At 73.9% G+C, this 18,552-nt stretch carries 18 protein-coding genes, 1 pseudogene and 1 riboswitch; of the genes and pseudogenes, 8 read left to right on the plus strand and 11 right to left on the minus strand.

What is annotated here, in order from left to right; all coding sequences use genetic code 11:
• Positions 1-6 precede the first annotated feature (6 nt).
• A complete protein-coding gene (locus tag AB0B76_RS07330) occupies positions 7-225 on the minus strand; it encodes a CbtB-domain containing protein (RefSeq protein ID WP_360370838.1) in 219 nt (72 codons plus the stop codon).
• 58 nt (positions 226-283) lie between these two features.
• Positions 284-348, minus strand: a riboswitch (cobalamin riboswitch).
• 176 nt (positions 349-524) lie between these two features.
• Here AB0B76_RS07330 and AB0B76_RS07335 point away from each other — a divergent pair.
• Positions 525-956: pseudogene (locus AB0B76_RS07335) on the plus strand (catalase-related domain-containing protein); the annotation flags it as partial.
• 87 nt (positions 957-1,043) lie between these two features.
• Here the strand turns inward: AB0B76_RS07335 and AB0B76_RS07340 are convergent.
• From AB0B76_RS07340 to AB0B76_RS07375, 8 genes are all read right to left on the minus strand, one after another.
• Positions 1,044-1,532, minus strand: a complete 489-nt coding sequence (locus tag AB0B76_RS07340) for a flavin reductase family protein (protein WP_360370841.1) — start codon at positions 1,530-1,532, stop codon at positions 1,044-1,046.
• Between the two features lie 58 nt (positions 1,533-1,590).
• The gene (locus AB0B76_RS07345; RefSeq protein WP_360370844.1) at positions 1,591-2,862 is read right to left on the minus strand and encodes an LLM class flavin-dependent oxidoreductase; all 1,272 of its coding nucleotides are present in this window, start codon (positions 2,860-2,862) and stop codon (positions 1,591-1,593) included.
• 85 nt (positions 2,863-2,947) lie between these two features.
• Complete coding sequence (locus AB0B76_RS07350; RefSeq protein WP_360370847.1) at positions 2,948-3,775, minus strand: LLM class flavin-dependent oxidoreductase; 828 nt, start codon at positions 3,773-3,775, stop codon at positions 2,948-2,950.
• Entirely contained in the window at positions 3,775-4,467 is a 693-nt protein-coding gene (locus AB0B76_RS07355; protein ID WP_360370850.1) for a GNAT family N-acetyltransferase, read from the minus strand. Before AB0B76_RS07355 ends, AB0B76_RS07350 begins: the two co-directional genes overlap by 1 nt.
• A 2-nt stretch (positions 4,468-4,469) precedes the next feature.
• Positions 4,470-6,065, minus strand: a complete 1,596-nt coding sequence (locus tag AB0B76_RS07360) for an ABC transporter ATP-binding protein (protein ID WP_360370853.1) — start codon at positions 6,063-6,065, stop codon at positions 4,470-4,472.
• Positions 6,065-6,901, minus strand: coding sequence for an ABC transporter permease (locus tag AB0B76_RS07365; RefSeq protein WP_360370856.1), 837 nt, complete (start codon positions 6,899-6,901; stop codon positions 6,065-6,067). Before AB0B76_RS07365 ends, AB0B76_RS07360 begins: the two co-directional genes overlap by 1 nt.
• 2 nt (positions 6,902-6,903) lie before the next feature.
• Entirely contained in the window at positions 6,904-7,824 is a 921-nt protein-coding gene (locus AB0B76_RS07370; protein ID WP_360370859.1) for an ABC transporter permease, read from the minus strand.
• 9 nt (positions 7,825-7,833) lie between these two features.
• The gene (locus AB0B76_RS07375; protein WP_360370862.1) at positions 7,834-9,456 is read right to left on the minus strand and encodes an ABC transporter substrate-binding protein; all 1,623 of its coding nucleotides are present in this window, start codon (positions 9,454-9,456) and stop codon (positions 7,834-7,836) included.
• Between the two features lie 200 nt (positions 9,457-9,656).
• On the opposite strand from AB0B76_RS07375, the gene AB0B76_RS07380 reads away from it, so the two are divergent.
• The 7 genes from AB0B76_RS07380 to AB0B76_RS07410 are packed head-to-tail and all read left to right on the plus strand — an operon-like array spanning position 9,657 to position 16,916.
• The gene (locus AB0B76_RS07380) at positions 9,657-10,427 is read left to right on the plus strand and encodes a glutathione S-transferase C-terminal domain-containing protein (RefSeq protein WP_360370865.1); all 771 of its coding nucleotides are present in this window, start codon (positions 9,657-9,659) and stop codon (positions 10,425-10,427) included.
• The gene (locus AB0B76_RS07385) at positions 10,424-11,524 is read left to right on the plus strand and encodes an LLM class flavin-dependent oxidoreductase (RefSeq protein WP_360370868.1); all 1,101 of its coding nucleotides are present in this window, start codon (positions 10,424-10,426) and stop codon (positions 11,522-11,524) included. Before AB0B76_RS07380 ends, AB0B76_RS07385 begins: the two co-directional genes overlap by 4 nt.
• On the plus strand, positions 11,521-12,846 hold the full coding sequence (locus tag AB0B76_RS07390; RefSeq protein ID WP_360370871.1) for an NtaA/DmoA family FMN-dependent monooxygenase: 1,326 nt from the start codon (positions 11,521-11,523) through the stop codon (positions 12,844-12,846). The genes AB0B76_RS07385 and AB0B76_RS07390 overlap by 4 nt, the downstream gene beginning before the upstream one ends.
• Positions 12,843-13,868: an LLM class flavin-dependent oxidoreductase gene (locus tag AB0B76_RS07395; protein ID WP_360370874.1), complete on the plus strand. Its 1,026-nt coding sequence runs from the start codon at positions 12,843-12,845 to the stop codon at positions 13,866-13,868. Before AB0B76_RS07390 ends, AB0B76_RS07395 begins: the two co-directional genes overlap by 4 nt.
• The gene (locus AB0B76_RS07400; protein ID WP_360370876.1) at positions 13,865-14,959 is read left to right on the plus strand and encodes an LLM class flavin-dependent oxidoreductase; all 1,095 of its coding nucleotides are present in this window, start codon (positions 13,865-13,867) and stop codon (positions 14,957-14,959) included. The genes AB0B76_RS07395 and AB0B76_RS07400 overlap by 4 nt, the downstream gene beginning before the upstream one ends.
• Before the next feature lie 33 nt (positions 14,960-14,992).
• Positions 14,993-16,459 (plus strand): tetratricopeptide repeat protein, encoded by a 1,467-nt coding sequence (locus tag AB0B76_RS07405; protein WP_360370879.1) that lies wholly within the window; start codon positions 14,993-14,995, stop codon positions 16,457-16,459.
• Positions 16,460-16,472: 13 nt separating this feature from the next.
• Complete coding sequence (locus tag AB0B76_RS07410) at positions 16,473-16,916, plus strand: PaaI family thioesterase (protein ID WP_360370881.1); 444 nt, start codon at positions 16,473-16,475, stop codon at positions 16,914-16,916.
• 57 nt (positions 16,917-16,973) lie between these two features.
• On the opposite strand, the gene AB0B76_RS07415 is transcribed toward AB0B76_RS07410, so the two are convergent.
• The gene (locus tag AB0B76_RS07415) at positions 16,974-17,573 is read right to left on the minus strand and encodes a DUF3455 domain-containing protein (protein WP_360370884.1); all 600 of its coding nucleotides are present in this window, start codon (positions 17,571-17,573) and stop codon (positions 16,974-16,976) included.
• A 99-nt stretch (positions 17,574-17,672) separates the two neighbouring features.
• Entirely contained in the window at positions 17,673-18,548 is an 876-nt protein-coding gene (locus AB0B76_RS07420) for a hypothetical protein (protein WP_360371645.1), read from the minus strand.
• Between the last annotated feature and the right edge of the window lie 4 nt (positions 18,549-18,552).

Consider the following 18,552-nt stretch of genomic DNA (forward strand, 5'->3'; position numbering starts at 1 on the left):
GCCGGCTCAGTGGCAGGGGAAGCCGAGGAAGTGCCGGCCGTCGTGCACGAACTCGTGCACGTGGGCGTCGCTGCCGAAGATCGACACCGCGCCCTGGTCGACGCCGATGAAGTAGTACAGCAGCAGGGCCAGTGCGGCGGTGCCGGCGAGCCAGACGAACGACCGGGACAGCGGGATGACGACCGGCTTGGTGACGACGGCCGGAGTTGACGACGACGCGCTCACGTGGAGCCTCCTTCGGGGATCGGGCGTCCCCCTTGTAGTGGCGGCGGACGGGGACCGGGTCTGACTCGCCGGGGAGACCCCGGCTCACAGTGGCGCGACCGTGCCGGACTTGCACCGGCTTCCTGTCACCGTCGATGCCGCCGACGCTACGGCCCGCGTCGGGGCAGCGTCAACGCGGGGTCCCCGCCAGTGCCGCGGTTCACGATCTTGACCGAGATGCACGGAGTGTAGTTGTTTGCTCACCCTTTGCGTGGGTAGCGGGTAAACGCCGTGATCGTCGCGAAGGGAACCGCCCGTAATTCGACGACCACTACAGCCAGGCGCGGCTCTTCTGGCTCAGCATGTCGCCGGTGGAGCGCGAGCACATCATCAACGCGTACACCTTCGAGCTCTCCCGGTGCTACCACCGGGAGATCCGCGAGCGGCAGCTGCTCAGCCTGGCCAACATCGACCCGGTGCTGTGCGCCGAGGTCGCCGCCGGCCTGGGCCTGCCCGCGCCGGCCCAGACGGTGCCCCTGGCCGAGCCCGAGCCGAGCCCCGCGCTGTCGCAGGTCGGCGAGGCGTGGCCGGCCGACGGGCGGGTCGTCGGCATCGTCGTCGGCCCGGACGCGGCGAGCCTCGAAGGGGTCGACGCGGTGCGCCAGGCGGCGCTGGCCGCGGGCATGGTACCGCTGGTCGTCGCCCCGCACGGCGGGATGATCGGCGACGTCGCCGTGCAGCGCACCTTCGCCGCGGACTGCGTCGAGCGCCTTCTTGAGCGCCGCGGGCTGCGTCGGCTTGGTCGGCGCGCCGGGCTTGAGCGCCAGCATCTTCGGGCCTCAGCTGCGCAAACGACCGAACCCACTGCGGTGGAAGACCAGCGGCGCGGCGTCGTGGTCGGCGTCGAGGTCGTGGATGCGCAGCAGCACGATGTCGTGGTCGCCGGCCGGGTACTCCTCGTGGATGCTGCAGTCCAGCCACGCGCACGCGCCGTCGAGCAGGATCTCCCCTTCGCGGCTCTCCCGCCACGTCGCGCCGGCGAAGCGGTCGCCGCCGCGCTGTGACAGCTGCCGGCCCAGGCGCTCCTGGTCGGCGGCGAGCACGCTGACCCCGAGCCGCCCGGCCCGGCGCAGCACCGGCCACGTGGTGGAGGTGCGGGCGATGCACACCGAGGCCAGCGGCGGGTCGAGGGACACCGACGTGAACGAGCTGGCGGCGAGCCCGACCGGGATGCCGTCGACGACGGCGGCGATGGCGGTGACGCCGGTCGGGAACGCGCCGAAGACGCGGCGCAGGTCGGCGGGGGAGAGCAATGCGGGAGCGGTCATCGGTTCGGCCCTGCTTTCCGCTGGTGTACCTGTCATGTCGAGTCTAGCCGAAGTCCTACTAAAACGATAGGGATAGGTGTGATCGCAGGGTCGTCCCGGCGTACGTGGTCCGGAACAGCCCGCGCGACTGCAGCTCCGGCACCAGCCGGTCGACGACGTCCTCGACGGTGCCCGGCAGCAGCTGGGGCAGCAGGTTGAACCCGTCGACGACGCCGCCGTGCAGGTACCGGCCCCACTCCTCGGCGACCTGCCCGGGCGTGCCGACGAAGCTCTCGTGGCCGGGCGTGACCTCGATGACGAGCTGCCGGATCGACAGGTTGCGCGCGGCCGCGAGCTCCCGCCAGCCCGCGATCCGGGCCAGCTTCCCGGTGCGGTGCTCGATCGGGATCGTGCCGCGGGACGGGTCCAGCTCGTCGTCGGTCGGGTCGATGTCGGGCAGCGGGCCGTCCGGGTCGTAGCCGGAGAGGTCCTTGCCCCAGTACTGCTCCAGGAACGCGATCGCCCGGGGCCCGGTGGTCTGCTCCCGCTTGATCCAGCGGGCGCGCTCCTGCGCCTCGGCCGCGGTGTCGCCCAGCACGACCGAGGCGCCCGGCAGGATCCGCACCGCGTCCGGGGCCCGGCCGTGGGCGGCGAGGCGGCGGCGCAGGTCGGCCGCGTACGCGGCGGCCTTCTCGTAGGTCGTGTTCGCCGAGAACACCACGTCGGCATGGCGGGCGGCCAGCTCCCGGCCGCCGGGGGAGTCGCCGGCCTGGAACAGCACCGGGCGGCCCTGCGGGCTCGGCGGCACGGCGCCGACGGCGTCGAGCGTGAGGACGTCCCGGTCGGCCGCGACCCGCTCGCCGCGCCACAGCGCCTTCGCCGTCTCCACGAACGCGCCGGCCCGCTCGTAGCGCCGCTCGTGCGGCAGCCAGCCGCCGCGGCGGAAGTTCTCGCCGGTCCAGGCGTTGTCGGTGGTGACGATGTTCCAGCCGGCCCGGCCGCCGGAGACCGCGTCGAGGCTCGCCAGGCGGCGGGCCAGGTCGGCCGGGTAGTTGTACGTGGTGTTCTGCGTCGCGACGAGCCCGATGTGCGTGGTCTCGGCGGCCAGCGCGGCGAGCTGGGTGATGGCGTCGGGCCGCCCGGCCACGTCCAGGGCGTGCACGCTGCCGCGGTTCTCCCGCACGCGCAGCCCCTCGCCGAGGAAGAACGCGTCGAACAGGCCGCGCTCCAGGGTCTTGGCGACGTGGACGAACGTGTCGATGTGGGTGTGGTCGGCGAAGTCGGGCTCGGCCCACAGCAGGTTGGGCCCGACGCCGGTGAAGAAGACGCCGAGGTGCAGCTGGCGGGTCATCGCCCCTCCTCGCTTCGCTCGTCGGGGCCATGCCCCAGGAACTGTGCCAGCCGATGACCGGCCCCTACGCTTCGCTCCGGACCGGTCATGCGGTCCTCCGGGCGAGCGCGTAGCGGTTCTCGGGCCGCGGCAGGCCGAGCGCCTCCCGCAGGGTGCGGCCGGCCGCGGGACGGTCGGGTGCCGGGGGCAGCGGCACGTCCTCGTGCCAGAAGTGCACCCCGTCCACGAAGCCGCGCAGCCGGTCGATGTCGAACGACCACGGCACCGACGCGAACACCAGCGGGGCGCCGGCGGCCCGGGCCCGCTCGGCCCGCTGCTCCCAGGCCGACGGCCCGACGAGCGCGATGTCGAGCCGGTCGGTGACGCCGAGCGAGTCCCAGCCGATCACGACCACCTGGCCCTGGGGCGGCCGCGGCGTGATGAGCGGGCCGGCCACCGAGAACCGCTCGCTCTCGAAGTGCACGTGGTGCACGCGCCGCGGGTCGAGGAACCGGCCCGTGGCCACGTCCTTGATGACCGCGTCGTCCTCCCACGAGTCCCACAGCCCGCGGGCGACCTTGACCACGTCGGCGACCTCGGCCGGGTCCACGCCGGTGCGCCCGACGGTGGCCAGGGCGGCCGGCTCCGCGGTGGCCCCGACCACCCAGCCGGCCCGGCCCAGCGACGCGTGGTCGAGGCTGGCCAGCTGGGTGGCGAGGTGGAACGGCTCGGTGGTGCTCGTGTGCAGCGTCGGCGCGAGGCCGATCCGGGTCGTCCGGCGGGCCAGGAACGCGGCCCGGACGCCGGCCTCCACGCCGCCCCGCAACGGGTCGTCGGGGAAGGTCACGAAGGCGTACCCGGCGTCCTCGGCCGCCCGCACGCGCCGTTCGAGGGACTCCAGGTCGGGCGCGTCGACCTCGACTGAGAAGAGCATCAGGCCGCCCCGCCCACGAGCGCGGGCACCCGCACGACCCGGAAGGCTGTGTGCCGCCGCAGCTCGAAGCCGATGGACTCGTACAGCCGGATCGCGTTGGTGTTGGCCGCCGCCGCGTGCAGCAGCGGCCGCTCGCCCCGGGCCCGGATGCCGTGCGCCACCGCGCGGACGAGACGGGTGGCGAGACCCTGGCCGCGGTACGCCGGGTCGGTGCAGACCGCCGAGATCTCGGTCCACCCGTCCAGGTGCAGCCGCTCCCCGGCGAGCGCGACCAGCCGGCCCTCGTGCCGGATGCCGAGGTACGTGCCCAGCTCGATGGTCCGCTCCTTGAACGGCCCCGGCCTGGTCCGCGCGACGAGATCGAGGATCTCGGGCACGTCGGCCGCGCTCAGCACGACCGCCTCCGGCTCGGGCCGGGCCTCGACGGCGACGTCGAGCATCTGCACCCCGCCGGCCTCCTCGACGACCTCCCACGTGGCCGGCGGGGCGGGCCCGTCGCCGGTCACGGCGATGGTCGCGCCCGGCCCGGCGAGCGCGGCCACGTCCGGCCACACCTCCGGCCCGGCATCGGGGTGGACGGTCAGGAACGGCGCGACGTCGGGCTGGTACCGCACGGCGTCGCCGACGGCCTCGGCGAAGCGCGCGTGCGGCCCGTGCAGGGCATGCCAGGCGGGGTTGTCCAACGGGTGCATGGTCATCGTGCGGCCTCTGGTTCGAGTGTGGGTACGGCGGCGAGCAGGGTCCGGGTGTAGTCGTGCGCCGGGTGGTCGAAGACGTCGCCGACGGGCCCCTGCTCGACGACCCGGCCCTCGTGCATGACGAGCACCCGGTCGGCGAGGTGGTGCACGACGCCGAGGTCGTGGGAGATGAACAGCAGGGCGGTGCCGTCGGCGGCCTGCAGGTCGGCGAGCAGGTCGAGCACCTGGGCCTGGATGGACACGTCGAGCGCGGAGACCGGCTCGTCGCAGACCAGCACGTCCGGGCGCGGCCCGACGGCGCGAGCGATCGCCACCCGCTGCCGCTGCCCGCCGGAGAGCTCGCGCGGGTGCCGGCCCAGATGCGCGGCGCCGAGCCCGACCCGCTCGAGCAGCTCCACGACCCGGTCCCGGCGGGCGCCGCCCCCCAGCTCGAGGGGCTCGGCGACGAGCTTCTCCACGGTGTACCGCGGGTCGAACGACGAGCGCGGGTCCTGGGCGATGACCTGGACCCGACGCCGCAGCGCCCGCCGCCGCCGCTCCGGCACCCCGCTCCACGGGACCGCGCCGAGGTGGACGGCGCCCGCCTCCGGCTCGAGCAGGCCCAGCGCGATCCGGGCGAGGGTGGTCTTGCCGGACCCGGACTCCCCGACCACGCCGAGGGTCTCGCCGCGGGCGAGGGTGAAGCCGACGTCGTCGACGACGTGCCGGTCGCCGTAGTGGTGGTGCAGGCCCTCGGCCCGCAGCACGATCCGGTCCGGCTGCACGGCGCGCGGCGGCAGCGGCTGCCGCGCGGTGCTGCTCAGCCGCAGCCCCTTCGAGGCGGCGGTGGGCACGGCGGCCAGCAGGAGGCGGGTGTAGTCGTGCCGCGGCTCGGTGAGCACCTGCGCGGTCGGACCCTGCTCGACGACGATGCCGTCGTGCATGACCAGCACCCGGTCGGCGAGGCCGGCCACGACGGCCAGGTCGTGGCTGACGAGCAGCAGCGCCGACCCGGCGGCCCGGCGCTCGGCCAGCAGCCGCAGCAGCTGGGCCTGCACGGTGACGTCCAGCGCGGTGGTCGGCTCGTCGGCGATGAGCAGCGGCGGGTCGGCGGCGATGGCCGAGGCGATGAGCGCGCGCTGGCGCAGGCCGCCGGAGAGCTGGTGCGGGTACTGCCGCGCCCGCTCGGCCGGCTCGGGCACGTGCACGGCCTCCAGCAGGGCGGCGACCCGGGCCTCGCGCTCGCCCGGCGCGACGGTGCCGTGCACCCGCAGCACCTCGCCGATCTCCCGGCCGACCCGGTTGAGCGGGTCGAGGGAGACGAGCGCGTCCTGCAGCACGAGCCCGGCGACCCGGCCGCGGAGCCGCCGCCACTCCCGGTCGGTGAAGCCGGCGGTGTCGCGCCCGTCGAGGCGCAGCGTGTCGGCGTGCACGTCCGCGGTGGGGCCGGCCAGGCCGACGAGGCTGCGCGCGGTGACGCTCTTGCCCGAGCCGCTCTCGCCGACGATCGCCACGCACTCGCCCGGCTCGACGGTGAAGCTGATGCCGCGCACGGCGTGGACCGGGCCCGGGAACGTGACCCGGAGGTTCTCCACTTCGACCAGCGGTGCCATCAGTGCCTGCCTTCGAAGCGGCGCTGGAGCCGCCGGCCGACGGCGGTCAGCGAGATGACGGTGACGGTGAGGGCCGCGCCGGGCAGGATCGCCGACCACCACGCCACGCGCAGGTAGTTGCGGCTCTCCGAGAGCATCGCGCCCCACTCCGGCGACGGCGGCTGCGGGCCCATACCGAGGAACGACAGCGCCGAGGCGTTGACGATCGCGGTGCCGAGGCCGATGGTGGCCAGGATCGGCAGCGGGCCCAGCACGTTGGGCAGGATGTGCCGCCAGGCGAGCCGGGCCCGGGACAGGCCGAAGGTGACCGCCTGCTCGACGTAGCCGGAGCGGCGTACGAGCAGCGTCTCGGCCCGCACGATCCGGCCGTAGCGGGGCGCGAACGCCAGGGCGATGGCAAGGATCAGGCTGGGCGTGCCGGGGTCGGTGAAGGCGATGAACAACAGCGCCAGCAGTACCTCGGGAAAGGCCGACAGCACGTCGAGGGCCCGGCTGAGCACCTCGTCGGCCCAGCGCGGCGCGAGCCCGGCGAGCAGGCCCACGAGCCCGCCCGCGACAAGCGACAGCAGGGTGGACGCGGCCCCGATGGCCAGGGAGTAGCGGGCGCCGTACACGGTGCGGGTGAACACGTCCCGGCCGAGCTGGTCGGTGCCGAACCAGTGCTCGGCGCTCGGCGCCTGCAGGGCCGCGAGCGGGTCGGCGGCGAGCGGGTCGGCGCCGGCGAGGAGCCGGGGAGCGAGCGCGGCGAGCACGACGACGGCGAGGGCCAGCGCCGGGACCCACCACCACCGCAGCAGGCGGGGCGTCGCGGCCGGGACGGGCAGGGCGATGGACATGGTCAGCCTTTCCGCAGCCGCGGGTCGACGAGCAGGTACGTGAGGTCGGCGAGGGTGCTCAGGCCCACGTAGATGGCGGCCGAGAGCATCACCACGGCGAGCACCACCGGGATGTCCTTGGTGCCGACCGCGTCGGTGGCGACCTGGCCCAGGCCGGGCCGGCCGAACACCCGCTCCACGACGACGGCGGCGCTGAGCAGGAAGCCGATCAGCGTCCCGGCCAGGGTGACGGCCGGCAGCAGGGCGTGGCGCAGCGCGTGCCGCCACAGCAGCGCCGACCGGGTCAGCCCCCGGGAGCGGGCGGTCACCGCGAACGGCTCGTCCAGCGCCCGTTCGAGGCCCTCGCGCAGCACCTGGCTGAGCAGCCCGCCGATCGGCAGGGCGAGCGACAGGGCGGGCAGCACGATCGCGGACAGGTCGCGGTCGCCGGAGACCGGGAACCAGCCGAGCCGGAACGAGAAGACGCTCAGCAGCAGGATGCCGATGAGGAACCCGGGCGCGGAGACCACCGAGAGCTCCAGGGTCGAGACCAGGCCGCGGATCCAGCGGGCCCGGCCGGTGCTCACCAGGGCCAGCGCCACCGCGATGACGGCGCTGAACAGGCAGGCGACCAGGGTCAGCTTCACCGTCGGCCAGACCTGGCTGCCGATGATGTCCACGACCGGGCGCTGCAGCACGTAGGAGCGGCCGAAGTCGCCGTGCAGCAGCCGCCACAGGTACGTGACGTACTGGATCGCGGCCGGGCGGTCGAGGCCCAGGTCGGCCGCGATCTGCGCGCGGATCTGCGGGGTGTCGGGCCCGTCGCCGACGAGGGTGTCGACGGTGTCGCCCGGGGCCAGGTGCAGCGCCAGGTAGGCGGCGGTGGCGGCGGCCCAGAGGACCACCGCCCCGCTGCCGAGGCGCCGCAGGACGGGACGCCACATGCCGGTTACCTACTTCCCGATCCAGAGGTTGTACGCGCTCGCCGGTACGCCCGCGGTGGGCTCGAAGCCGACGCCGCCGATCTTCTTCTGCGCGGCGATCTGGTCGGCCGGGGCGTAGAGCGGCAGCAGCGTCGCGTTGTCCGTGAGGGTGCGCTGGATGCCGGTGTAGAGCTCCTTGCGCTTGGCCGGGTCCGTCGTGGCCGAGCCGGCCGCCACCTGGGCGTCGAGCTCCGGGCTGGTGAAGCCGTGCCGGTTGATGGGCGCGCCCTTCGGCACGATCAGGGTCAGCGCGGCGCCGGCGTCGGTGTCGGCGCGGGAGTTGTCGAAGACCTCGAACTCGTTCTTGTTTGTCGCGTCGGTGGCGGTGCCCTGGTCGACCACCTTCACCTGCAGGTCGATGCCGGCGCTCTGCTTGACCGCGGCCTGGACGGCCTGGGCGAGGATGTCGCGCTTGTCGCGCACGAACGGGGCGGAGAGCACGATGCGCACCGTGAGCCGCTTGCCGTCCTTGGTCCGGAAGCCCTCGGCGTCCTTGGCCTGCCAGCCGGCCTGGTCGAGCAGGCTGTTGGCCTCGGCCGGGTTGTTGCCGTAGGTCTTCTCCAGCGAGGCGTCGTAGTACGGCCCGGACGGGCTCAGCACGCTCCAGGCCCGGGTCGCGGTGCCGCGGTACACGCCCTGCAGCACGCCGTCGACGTCGACCGCGTCGCGGAAGGCCTTGCGCACCTTGATGTCGTCGAAGGGCGCCCGGGTCTGGTTGAAGTAGTAGTTGTACGCCGTGCCGCTGTTGAGGTGCTGGGCGAACTGCAGGTTCGGGTCGGCCTTGACCAGGCCCTGCTCGGTGGCGGGCACGCCCTCGATCACGTCGACCTGGCCGGAGGTGAGCGCGCCGACGCGCACCGAGGACTCCTTCAGGAAGCGGTAGGTGATCTCGTCGAGGTAGGCCGCGCCCTGGTGCCCGGCGTTGGCCGGGGCCCAGTTGTAGCCTGGGTTCTTCTTGTAGTGGACCTCCTGGCCCTTGCTGTAGCGGTCGAGGATGAACGGGCCGGTGCCGACCACGTCCGGGCCGCCGGCCTTGAGGTTCGGGCTCTTGAGCGACTTCGGCGAGACCTGGGCGCCCTGCGGCGAGGCGAAGAAGTCGAGGATGAGCACGTCGGGCTGCTTGAGGTCGACCTCGACGGTGTAGTCGTCGACGACCTTCGCGCCCGCGTAGTTCTTCAGCTGGGTCGAGGTGACGCCCGGCGCGTAGCCCGGCACGAGGAGCTGGTCGAGGTTGGCCTTGACCGCTGCGGCGTTGAACTTGTCGCCGTCCTGGAAGGTCACGTCGTCGCGGAGCTTGAAGGTGTACGTCCGGCCGTCGGCCGACACGTCGTAGGACTTCGCGAGCCAGGGCACGTACCCGCCCTTGTCGTCGTGCGTCAGCAGCGCCTCGAAGCTGTTCCAGACCAGCAGGCGGGCCTTGGCCTGGGCGTAGAGGTGCGGGTTGAAGGTCACGGGCTCGGTCTCCACGGCCCATGTGAGGCTGCCGCCGGACACCGGAGCGCCGGCGCCGGCACCGGGGTCGCCGGCCGCGGCGCCACCGCAGCCGGCGGCCAGGAGGGCGACCGCGGCCAGCGTCGATAGGTATTTACGCATGAGGATGCCTCGATTTCGGACGGCGAAGACCCGGCGCGGACGAGGGTCGCTCGGGTGGTGTCGGCAAGTGCAACAGCGACCCTGCGTGACTGTCAACGGTCGATGGGCATTCCTGTCGGGCATGTCACGCGGGTCTCGTCAAATACCTATCATGCATGTAGGATTAGTCGGCTATTGCTTCCGGCGTGACGGAGGTCCCCATGTCCAAACTGCCCCGCTCCAGCCGTCTGGCCAGCCCGGTTGACACCGCGGTCCACGGCGAGTACCGCATAACCCAGCGCCCCGACGACCCCCGGCCGCTGTACCGGTTCGCCGATCAGGTAGGTCCCGATCCCGAACCCGGCCGTTACCACCTCTACGCGGGCTGGTTCTGCCCGTGGTCACAGCGAGTCACCATCGCCCATGCGCTCGCCGGGCTCCAGGACGTCGTCACGGTGTCCTTCGTGGACAACCGGCGCGACGGGCGCGGCTGGGCGTTCCGGGAGCGCTACGGCCCCGACCCGGTCAACGGCTTCACCCTGCTGCGCCACGCCTACGAGGCCACCGAGGAGGGCTTCGACGGGCACGTGAGCGTGCCGGCGCTGTGGGACCGCCACCTCGCCCGGGTGGTCAGCAACGACTTCAAGGGCATCGGCATCGACCTGGCCACCCGGTTCCGCAAGGTCGCCACCCCGGTCGTGGACACGTACCCCGAGCACCTCCGCGCGGAGATCGAGGACACCGACGTCAGGGTCGACTCCGGCGCCCGGCTGGCCGCGCTCGACGAGCGCCTCGCCGACCGGGAGTACCTCGTCGGCGGCGTGCTCACCGAGGCCGACATCCGGGTCTGGGTGCACCTGGCGCGCCTCGGGCCGCGCATCACCGAGTACCCGAACCTGTACCGCTACGCCCGCGACCTGTACCGGATCCCGGCGTTTCGTGACACGACCGACTTCACCACGTACCCGACGCCGGATTGGTCCCTCGCATGAGCAAACCCCTGCACCTCGCCGTCGCGCTGGACGGCGCCGGCTGGCACCCGGCCGCCTGGCGCGACGAGTCGGCCGCGACCGAGGAGCTGTTCACGCCGGAGTACTGGCTGCGCCTGGTCCGCCGGGCCGAGTCCGGCGCCCTCGACTTCGTCACCATCGAGGACTCGCCCGGCCTGGCCCCCGGCGATGCCGGGCACGTCCGCGGCCACCTCGACGCGCTGCTCATCGCCGCCCGCGTGGCCCCGCTGACCACCCACATCGGCCTGGTACCGACGGTGCTCACCACGACCACCGAGCCGTTCCACGTCTCGACCCAGGTGGCCACGCTGGACTACCTCAGCACCGGACGGGCCGGTTGGCGGCCCCGGGTCGCCGTCGACCCCGCCCGGATCGCCGAGATCGCCGCCGACCCGGCCCGCGTCGCCGCACTCTTCGAGGACGCCGCCGACCACGTCGAGGTGGTCCGGCGGCTCTGGGACAGCTGGGAGGACGACGCCGTCATCCGCGACGCCGCGTCCGGCCGGTTCGTCGACCGGGACAAGCTGCACTACATCGACTTCGAGGGCCGGCACTTCAGCGTCAAGGGCCCGTCCATCACGCCGCGGCCGCCGCAGGGACAGCCGGTCGTGACCGCGCTCGCCCACGCGCGGGTGCCGTACGAGTTCGCCGCGGCCGCCGCCGACGTCGTCTACGTGACGCCGGCCGACGCCGGGCACGCCCGGGCGATTGTCGAGGAGGTCCGCGCGCTCACCGACCGGCCGCTGCTGGTCTTCGCCGACCTCAACGTGTTCCTCGACCCGGCGCGCAAGGAGCGCCTCGACGCGCTGCAGCCGTTCACCAGCGATGCGGCGGTCTACACCGGCGACCCGGCCGGACTGGCCGACCTGCTCCTGCAGTGGCGCGCGGCCGGGCTCGACGGCTTCCGCCTGCGGCCGGGCGTCCTGCCGGCCGACCTCGACGCGATCGTCGACGGCCTCGTGCCGATCCTGCGCGAACGGGGCGCCTTCCGCACCGCGTACACGTCCACCACGCTGCGCGGGCACCTCGGCCTCCCCGAGGCCGCCAACCGCTACGCACCGCAGGGAGTTCCGGCGTGACCAAGCAGGTGATCCTCGCCGCGCACTTCCCCGGCGTCAACAACACCACGGTGTGGAGCGATCCGCAGGCCGGCAGCCAGATCGAGTTCGAGTCGTTCCGGCGCCTGGCCCGGACCGCCGAGCGCGGCAAGTTCGACTTCTTCTTCCTCGCCGAGGGCCTGCGCCTGCGCGAGCAGCGCGGCCGCATCCACGACCTCGACGTCGTGGGCCGCCCCGACAATGTCACCGTGCTGGCCGGGTTGGCCGCGGTCACCACCCACCTCGGGCTGACCGCCACCGTCAACTCGACGTTCAACGAGCCCCTCGAGCTGGCCCGCAAGCTCGCCTCGCTCGACCATCTCTCCGGCGGCCGGGCCGGCTGGAACGTGGTCACCTCGTGGGACGCGTTCACCGGCGAGAACTTCCGCCGGGGCGGCTACCTCGACCGCGGCGACCGGTACAGCCGCGCCGCCGAGGTCCTGCAGACGGTACGGGAGCTGCTGGACACCTGGGCCGCCGACGAGATCGTCGCCGACCGGGCCGCCGGCGTCTGGTCCCGCCACGCCGAGCCGGGCGCCTACACACACACCGGGCCGCATGTCGACATCCGGGGCAACTTCGCGGTGCCGCGCAGCCCGCAGGGCCGGCCGCTGATCATCCAGGCCGGCGACTCCGACGCCGGCCGGGAGTTCGCCGCCCGCGACGCCGACGCCATCTTCTCCCGGCACGGCACCCTCGAGGAGGGCAAGGCCTTCTACGCCGACGTCAAGGGCCGCATGGCCCGGCACGGCCGGCGCCCGGAGCAGCTGAAGATCCTGCCCGCGAGCACCTTCGTGCTCGGCTCCTCGGACGCCGACGCGCACGAGCGGGCCCACCACGTGCGCCGCCAGCAGGTCAGCCCGCAGACCGCGATCCTGCTGCTGGAGCAGTTGTGGAACAAGGACCTGAGCGACCACGACCCCGACGGGCCGCTGCCGTCGTTCGACCCGGTGCCCGAGCAGGACTCGATCATCAAGGGCCGGGCGCGGATGTTCGACGACCCGGTCGCGACGGCCCGGCAGTGGCGCGCCATCGCGCAGGAGAAGCAGCTGGGCATCCGCGATCTCGTCATCGAGCTGACGGGACGGCAGACCTTCATCGGTACCGCCGCCACCATCGCCGCCACGATCAACGACTTCGTGCAGCAGGACGCCGCGGACGGCTTCATCCTCGTCCCGCACATCATCCCCGGCGGCCTGGACGAGTTTGTCGACACCGTCGTGCCCCTGCTGCAGGAGCGCGGCGTCTTCCGTACCGACTACACCACCACGACCCTGCGCGAACACCTCGGACTGGCGCTATGAAATTCCTGGCCATCACCCTCATCGTCCACAACGGCGCGAAGTCGCCCCGGGAACGGCTGCGCGAGGTCGTCGACAACGCCGTCTTCGCCGAGGAGCTCGGCTTCGACGGCTTCGGCGTCGGCGAGCGCCACGAGCGGCCGTTCATCTCCTCCTCGCCGCCGGTCGTGCTCAGCAACATCGCGGCCCGCACCCGCACCATCCGGCTCTTCACCGCCGTCACCACGCTGAGCCTGCTCGACCCGGTCCGCGCCTTCGAGGACTACGCGACCCTCGACAACCTCTCCGACGGCCGGCTCGAGCTCATCGTCGGCAAGGGCAACGGCGCGGCGCAGGCCCAGCTGTTCCACGTGACCGCCGAGGACCAGTGGGACCGCAACCGCGAGGGCTACGAGCTGTTCACGAAGCTGTGGCGGGAGGACAAGGTCACCTGGTCGGGCCGGTTCCGCCCGTCGCTCACCGACGCCGAGGCGCTGCCCCGGCCGCTGCAGCAGCCGATCCGCATCTGGCACGGCAGCGCCACGAGCAAGGCGTCGGTGGAGCTGGCCGCGCAGCACGGCGACCCGCTGTTCTCGGCCAACGTCACAAACCCGGTCGAGCCCTACGAGGAGCTCGTCAAGCACTACCGGGAGCGGCTGGCCTTCCACGGCCACGACCCCGCCACCGCGCTCGTCGGCGCCGGCTCGGCCGGGTTCTACGTGCACGAGGAGTCCCAGGTCGCGATCGAGCGGTACCGCCCGATCTTCGAGGCGCGGCGTGCCTACGGCCCGGGGGTCTTCTCGTCCCTCGAGGACGCGATCGAGCGCGGTTCGACGCTGGTGGGCAGCCCGCAGCAGATCATCGACAAGGTCCACCGCTACCACGCGCGCCTCGGCCACGAGGTGATGCACGTGCAGGCCGACGCGGACGGCCTCACCGACAAGCAGCACCGCGCCTCCCTGGAGCTGTTCCAGTCCGAGGTCGCCCCGGTGCTGCGCCGCGAGATTCCCAGCCGCCCGTTCCCGGCCCCGGTGGTGAGCGCATGACGAGCAACGTTCCGCTGTCCATCCTCGACCTGGCCCCGATCAGCTCCGGCTCGGACGCCGGGGCGGCGCTGCGCACCACCATCGACGTGGCCCGGCGCGCCGACGCGCTGGGCTACCACCGGTACTGGGTCGCCGAGCACCACTTCGCCGCGGGAGTGGCCAGCGCCGCCCCGGCCGTGCTCATCGGCCTCATCGCCGCCGCGACCGACCGCATCCGGGTCGGCTCCGGCGCCGTCCAGGTCGGCTACTCCACCGCGGTGCAGGTGGTGGAGCAGTTCGGGCTCGTCGACGCCGTGTACCCGGGCCGGCTGGACCTGGGCCTGGGCCGTTCGGGCGGCAAGCCGGGCCCGGTCACCCTGTCGCCCGACCGGGAGGTGGACGGCCTGCTCATCCCGGCGCCGTTCGACTTCGCGCGGATGGCCGGCTCGCCGCGCTTCGCCCTGTACGCGGGCCTGCTGCGCCAGCCGGGCGCGACGCCGCCGCCGTTCGCCGAGACCGTCGACACCATCCAGGCCCTGATCGCGGGCACCTTCGAGCGCGACGGCCTCGACGTGCACGCGACGCCCGGCGAGGGGGCCAAGGCCGAGCTGTGGGTCCTCGGCTCCAGCGGCGGGGAGAGCGCCCGGGTGGCGGGGGAGCGGGGCCTGCCCTTCGCGGCCAACTACCACGTGTCGCCGTCCAGTGTGCTCGAGGCGGTGGAGGCGTACCGGTCGGCGTTCCGGCCCTCGGCCGTGCTCGACCGCCCCTACGTGCTCGTCTCCGCCGACGTCGTGGTGGCCGGGACCGAGGAGCGGGCGCGGCACCTGTCCACGCCGTACCGCCACTGGGTCCGCAGCATCCGCACGGGCAACGGCGCGATCCCGTACCCGACCCCGGCCGAGGCCGCCGCGCTGCCGTGGAGCGACGAGGACCAGGCCCTGGTCCGGGACCGCCTCGACACCCGGTTCGTCGGCACGCCCGGCCAGGTCGCGGCCCGGCTGCAGACCCTGCGCCGGGTCACGGGCGCGGACGAGCTGCTGGTCACCACGATCACGCACGATCCCGCCGACCGGGTGCGCTCCTTCGAGCTCCTGGCGGACGCCTGGCTTTAACCCCTCCGCAACCCCTGGCCTAGACTCCCGGCGGTGACCATCACCCCTACTCCGTTCGACGCCGCAGTGGCCCTGGTGCAGGACGGCCGCCTGGTCGAGGCCGAGGCCATCATGGTGCGCGAGCTCGACGCCGTCACCGCCCGCCACGGTGCCGGCACCCCCGCGTGGGCGTCGGCCCAGTGCGACCTCGGCAACGTGCTGCTCAACGCCGACCAGCTCGGCCGGGCCGTCGACTGCTACCGCGCCGCGGTGTCGGTGTCGCCCCGGGACCACCCGGACCTGCACAAGGACCACCTGACGTACCGCAGCAACCTCGGCCTCGCCCTGCGCCTGGCGGGCCGGCTCGACGAGGCCGAGGCGGAGCTGCGCGCGGGCCTGGCCGCCCGCGAGGCGTTCTACGGCCGCGAGCACGCCGGCTACGCCTTCGGCCTCGAGCCGCTCGCCGAGCTGCTGCTCAGCCGGGGCGACGTCGCCGGCGCCCGGCCGGTGGCCGAGGAGATGGTCACGAACCTCTGGGACAACGGGCACGAGCGGGTGGCGGTCGCGCTCGCGCTGCGGGCCGAGATCGCGCGCGCCGGGGACCCGCGGGCGGAGGCGTTCACCGACGCCGACCGGCTCCCCGGCCCCGTGCTCGAGCAGCTGGCCAACGCCGTGCGCCGGCGCATCGCGGACGGGGAGCCGCGGGTGTACCAGGGGCTGGTGCGCGACCTGGTGCGGCTCCTGGAAGCGCAGCTCGGCCCCGACCACCCGGCCACCCTGGGCGCCCTGTCGAGCCTGGCCAACCTCGGCCGCGACACCGGCGACCAGGCCGGGCGGGTCGAGGCCATCCAGCGGGTGCAGGCCGCCTACGACCGGCTGGGCCGCCCGGAGGACGCGCTCATGGCCGCGATGGGCCTGGCCCTCGCGCACGGCGAGGCCGGCGACACGGAGGCGGGCCTGCGCGCGTACGCGTCCGCGCACGAGCGCGCCGTGCGCCTCGGCCGCCCGGAGCCGGTGAGCCAGGTGCTGCGCAACTGGGGCCTCGCCCTGCAGGAGGCCGACCGCCCGCACGAGGCCGAGCCGTGCCTGCGCGACGCGGTGCGTATCGCCACGACGGGCGCCGACTACGAGCTGCTGGGCCGCGGCCGGATCGCGCTCGGCCTGTTCCTGCAGCACCAGAACCGCCTGCCCGAGGCCCGGACGGTCATCGAGGAGGGCCTGGCCGTGCTCGACCCGGTGCACCCGGACGCGATGATCGGCCGCAGCCACCTCGGCGCGGTGCTGGAGGGCCGCACATGCGGCTGCGGCGACATGCGGGCCACCCTCGCGGACGCGTTCCGCGAGTTCGTGCTGAGCAAGCTGCCCCCGGACCTGCTGGCCGACCTGCGCGTGCGGGTGGCCGACGGCGACTTCAAGATCGACGTCGAGCTGAACCGCGAGCCGGCCCCGCAGGAGCTGGACCACCTGAACCGCGTGGTGAGCGCCGCGTACGCCGAGTTCCGCCGCCGCCTCGTCGCCTGAGACAGTGCCCCCCATGGAGCAGCAGGAACAGGCCGGCGACGAGGTGCGGCGGCGCGTCGAGGAGAGCTTCGCGCGGCAAGGGCTCATGCGCCATCTCGGGGCGCGGCTCACGCACGTCGGGGTCGGCCGCGTGCACATCGCGCTCGACGCGCGGCCCGAGGTCACCCAGCAGCACGGGTACATCCACGCCGGGGCCACCAGCGCGATCGCCGACACCGCCGGCGGCTACGCGGCGCTGTCCGTGTTTCCCGCGGGCAGCGAGGTGCTGACGGTCGAGTACAAGCTCAACCTCCTGGCCCCGGCGGCGGGGGAGCGGATCGAGGCCGTCGGGACCGTGCTGCGCGCCGGGCGGACGCTCACCGTGTGCCGGGTCGACGTGTTCGCGGTGCAGGGCGGGGAGCGCAAGCTCGTCGCGGCCGGGCAGCAGACCCTCATCCAGCTCGCGGGCGAAGCGTAGCGACGGGGTCGCGGCGGGCGACGGTCGGCACTACCTCTCGTGCATGTCCACTCGGCGCTACAGCCGGCACGGCACCCAGAAGACGTAGTCGGCGGTGTAGGCCACCGACCGGGGCGCGTCGGAGCCGGGCGTGCAGGGGCCGACGGGCCCGACGCCGCCGGTGGTGTTGACGCGGCTGATGAACCGCACCGGGTCGAGCTCGCCCGGCGTGGTGTTCTCGTGGGCCGCCACGTGCAGCAGCAGCCAGGCGATGGTGCCGTCCTTCGGCACCGTCTGGTCGACCGCGCCGAGGATTGTCGAGTGGTCGACGTCGGACTGCCAGCGCGGCCCGGCGTAGTGGTGGATCGTGGTCGCCGGCCGGCCGTACCGCAGCAGGCTCGCCTCGGGCGTGGACTTCGCCGCCCAGGTGCCGGTCCCGTCGGGGTTGGCGGTGCAGGCGTAGGTCTGCGTGCCGGCCGTGACGCGGTAGGCCGAGCCGATGCGGAAGTCGCGTCCGGGCGTCGGCGCGCCGGCCGGCAGCCGGAACCGCCCGCCCGCGATCGCGTCGGTGCCGGCGGACGCCGAGCCGGTGCCGGCGGCGGTCAGGACCGCGGTGGCGGCGAGCACGATCGCGGCCGCGCCGCGCCGGCCGGGCCGCCGGGTGACTGATGTACGCATGAGCGCAGCCTAAGCGACGGCCCATCGATCGTTGCTGACGAATATCCTACAGCGGTTGGGTTGATCCCGCGGCCGCCGGGTTCCGTAAGCGCGGCTGTATCAGACGAGCTCGGTGCGCAGCTCGTGGGCGCCGTCCTCGCGGGTCATCTCGTAGTAGACGCGGTGGCGGCCGTCCGGGAGGGCGACCACGCTCAGGTAGCGCAGGCCGCCCGGCGCGTGCGGCGACGTCAGCGGCTCGCGGTCCGTCGCGGTCAGGGCGTCGAACGTGCCCGTGGCCACGCCCGTGCGCTCCTCCCAGTTCTCCTCCGCCGTCGCGCGGCCGTCGTAGGTCGCGACCACACCGTCCACTGTGGGCAGGACCGACGAGACCCGCACCCCGCGGGCGTCCCACGCGCCCGGGCGGCCGCTCAGCGCGACGCCGTGCCACTGCCAGGCGAGGCCGTCGGGGCTTGTCGCGTACCAGGTGGACATGCGGTCGGCGTGCTCGTCGGACTCGAGCGGGTGGCAGGACGCCCACAGGTGCCAGGCGGCGCCGTCGAAGTACACCACCGGGTCCTTGACGCCGATCGTCCGGTCGCCGGGCAGGACGGTCTTCGCCGGGGCGTCGGTGAGCTCGTCCGGCGTCGCCGCCTCGAGGACGTCGATGCGCCAGTGCTTGGTGCCGGGGGTCGCCACGCTGACGTACAGCCGCCACGGTCCTCCGGGCGTGCGCACGAGCGCCGGGCGCTCGAGGGAGGCGCCGCCGAAGCGGTCCTTGTGCACCTCGGCGATCGGGGTGAACCGGACGCCGTCGGTGGAGCGGGCCACGACGTTGGCGTAGCCGCGGCCCTCGCCGATGGGGCGGCGCAGGCGGTACGCGAGGTAGATGTCGTCCCCGTCCCGCCACGCGCTCGGCGCGCCCGCCCAGGTGCCGGTGCCCCCGTCGGGCGGGGCGACCGCCACGGCGGAGTCGTGCAGGCGGGGCAGTGGTGGCACAGGC

The organism is Dactylosporangium sp. NPDC049140, assembly GCF_040648435.1.

What these genes read in the sequence shown, in the direction of transcription:
- AB0B76_RS07345 (WP_360370844.1), bottom strand. Translation starts at nt 2,862, where the DNA reads ATGACCCGCCAGCTGCACCTCGGCGTCTTCTTCACCGGCGTCGGGCCC.
- AB0B76_RS07400 (WP_360370876.1), top strand. Translation starts at nt 13,865, where the DNA reads ATGACGAGCAACGTTCCGCTGTCCATCCTCGACCTGGCCCCGATCAGC.
- AB0B76_RS07380 (WP_360370865.1), top strand. Translation starts at nt 9,657, where the DNA reads ATGTCCAAACTGCCCCGCTCCAGCCGTCTGGCCAGCCCGGTTGACACC.
- AB0B76_RS07355 (WP_360370850.1), bottom strand. Translation starts at nt 4,467, where the DNA reads ATGCACCCGTTGGACAACCCCGCCTGGCATGCCCTGCACGGGCCGCAC.
- AB0B76_RS07350 (WP_360370847.1), bottom strand. Translation starts at nt 3,775, where the DNA reads ATGCTCTTCTCAGTCGAGGTCGACGCGCCCGACCTGGAGTCCCTCGAA.
- AB0B76_RS07415 (WP_360370884.1), bottom strand. Translation starts at nt 17,573, where the DNA reads ATGCGTACATCAGTCACCCGGCGGCCCGGCCGGCGCGGCGCGGCCGCG.
- AB0B76_RS07365 (WP_360370856.1), bottom strand. Translation starts at nt 6,901, where the DNA reads ATGTCCATCGCCCTGCCCGTCCCGGCCGCGACGCCCCGCCTGCTGCGG.
- AB0B76_RS07395 (WP_360370874.1), top strand. Translation starts at nt 12,843, where the DNA reads ATGAAATTCCTGGCCATCACCCTCATCGTCCACAACGGCGCGAAGTCG.
- AB0B76_RS07385 (WP_360370868.1), top strand. Translation starts at nt 10,424, where the DNA reads ATGAGCAAACCCCTGCACCTCGCCGTCGCGCTGGACGGCGCCGGCTGG.
- AB0B76_RS07370 (WP_360370859.1), bottom strand. Translation starts at nt 7,824, where the DNA reads ATGTGGCGTCCCGTCCTGCGGCGCCTCGGCAGCGGGGCGGTGGTCCTC.
- AB0B76_RS07360 (WP_360370853.1), bottom strand. Translation starts at nt 6,065, where the DNA reads ATGGCACCGCTGGTCGAAGTGGAGAACCTCCGGGTCACGTTCCCGGGC.
- AB0B76_RS07375 (WP_360370862.1), bottom strand. Translation starts at nt 9,456, where the DNA reads ATGCGTAAATACCTATCGACGCTGGCCGCGGTCGCCCTCCTGGCCGCC.
- AB0B76_RS07410 (WP_360370881.1), top strand. Translation starts at nt 16,473, where the DNA reads ATGGAGCAGCAGGAACAGGCCGGCGACGAGGTGCGGCGGCGCGTCGAG.
- AB0B76_RS07340 (WP_360370841.1), bottom strand. Translation starts at nt 1,532, where the DNA reads ATGACCGCTCCCGCATTGCTCTCCCCCGCCGACCTGCGCCGCGTCTTC.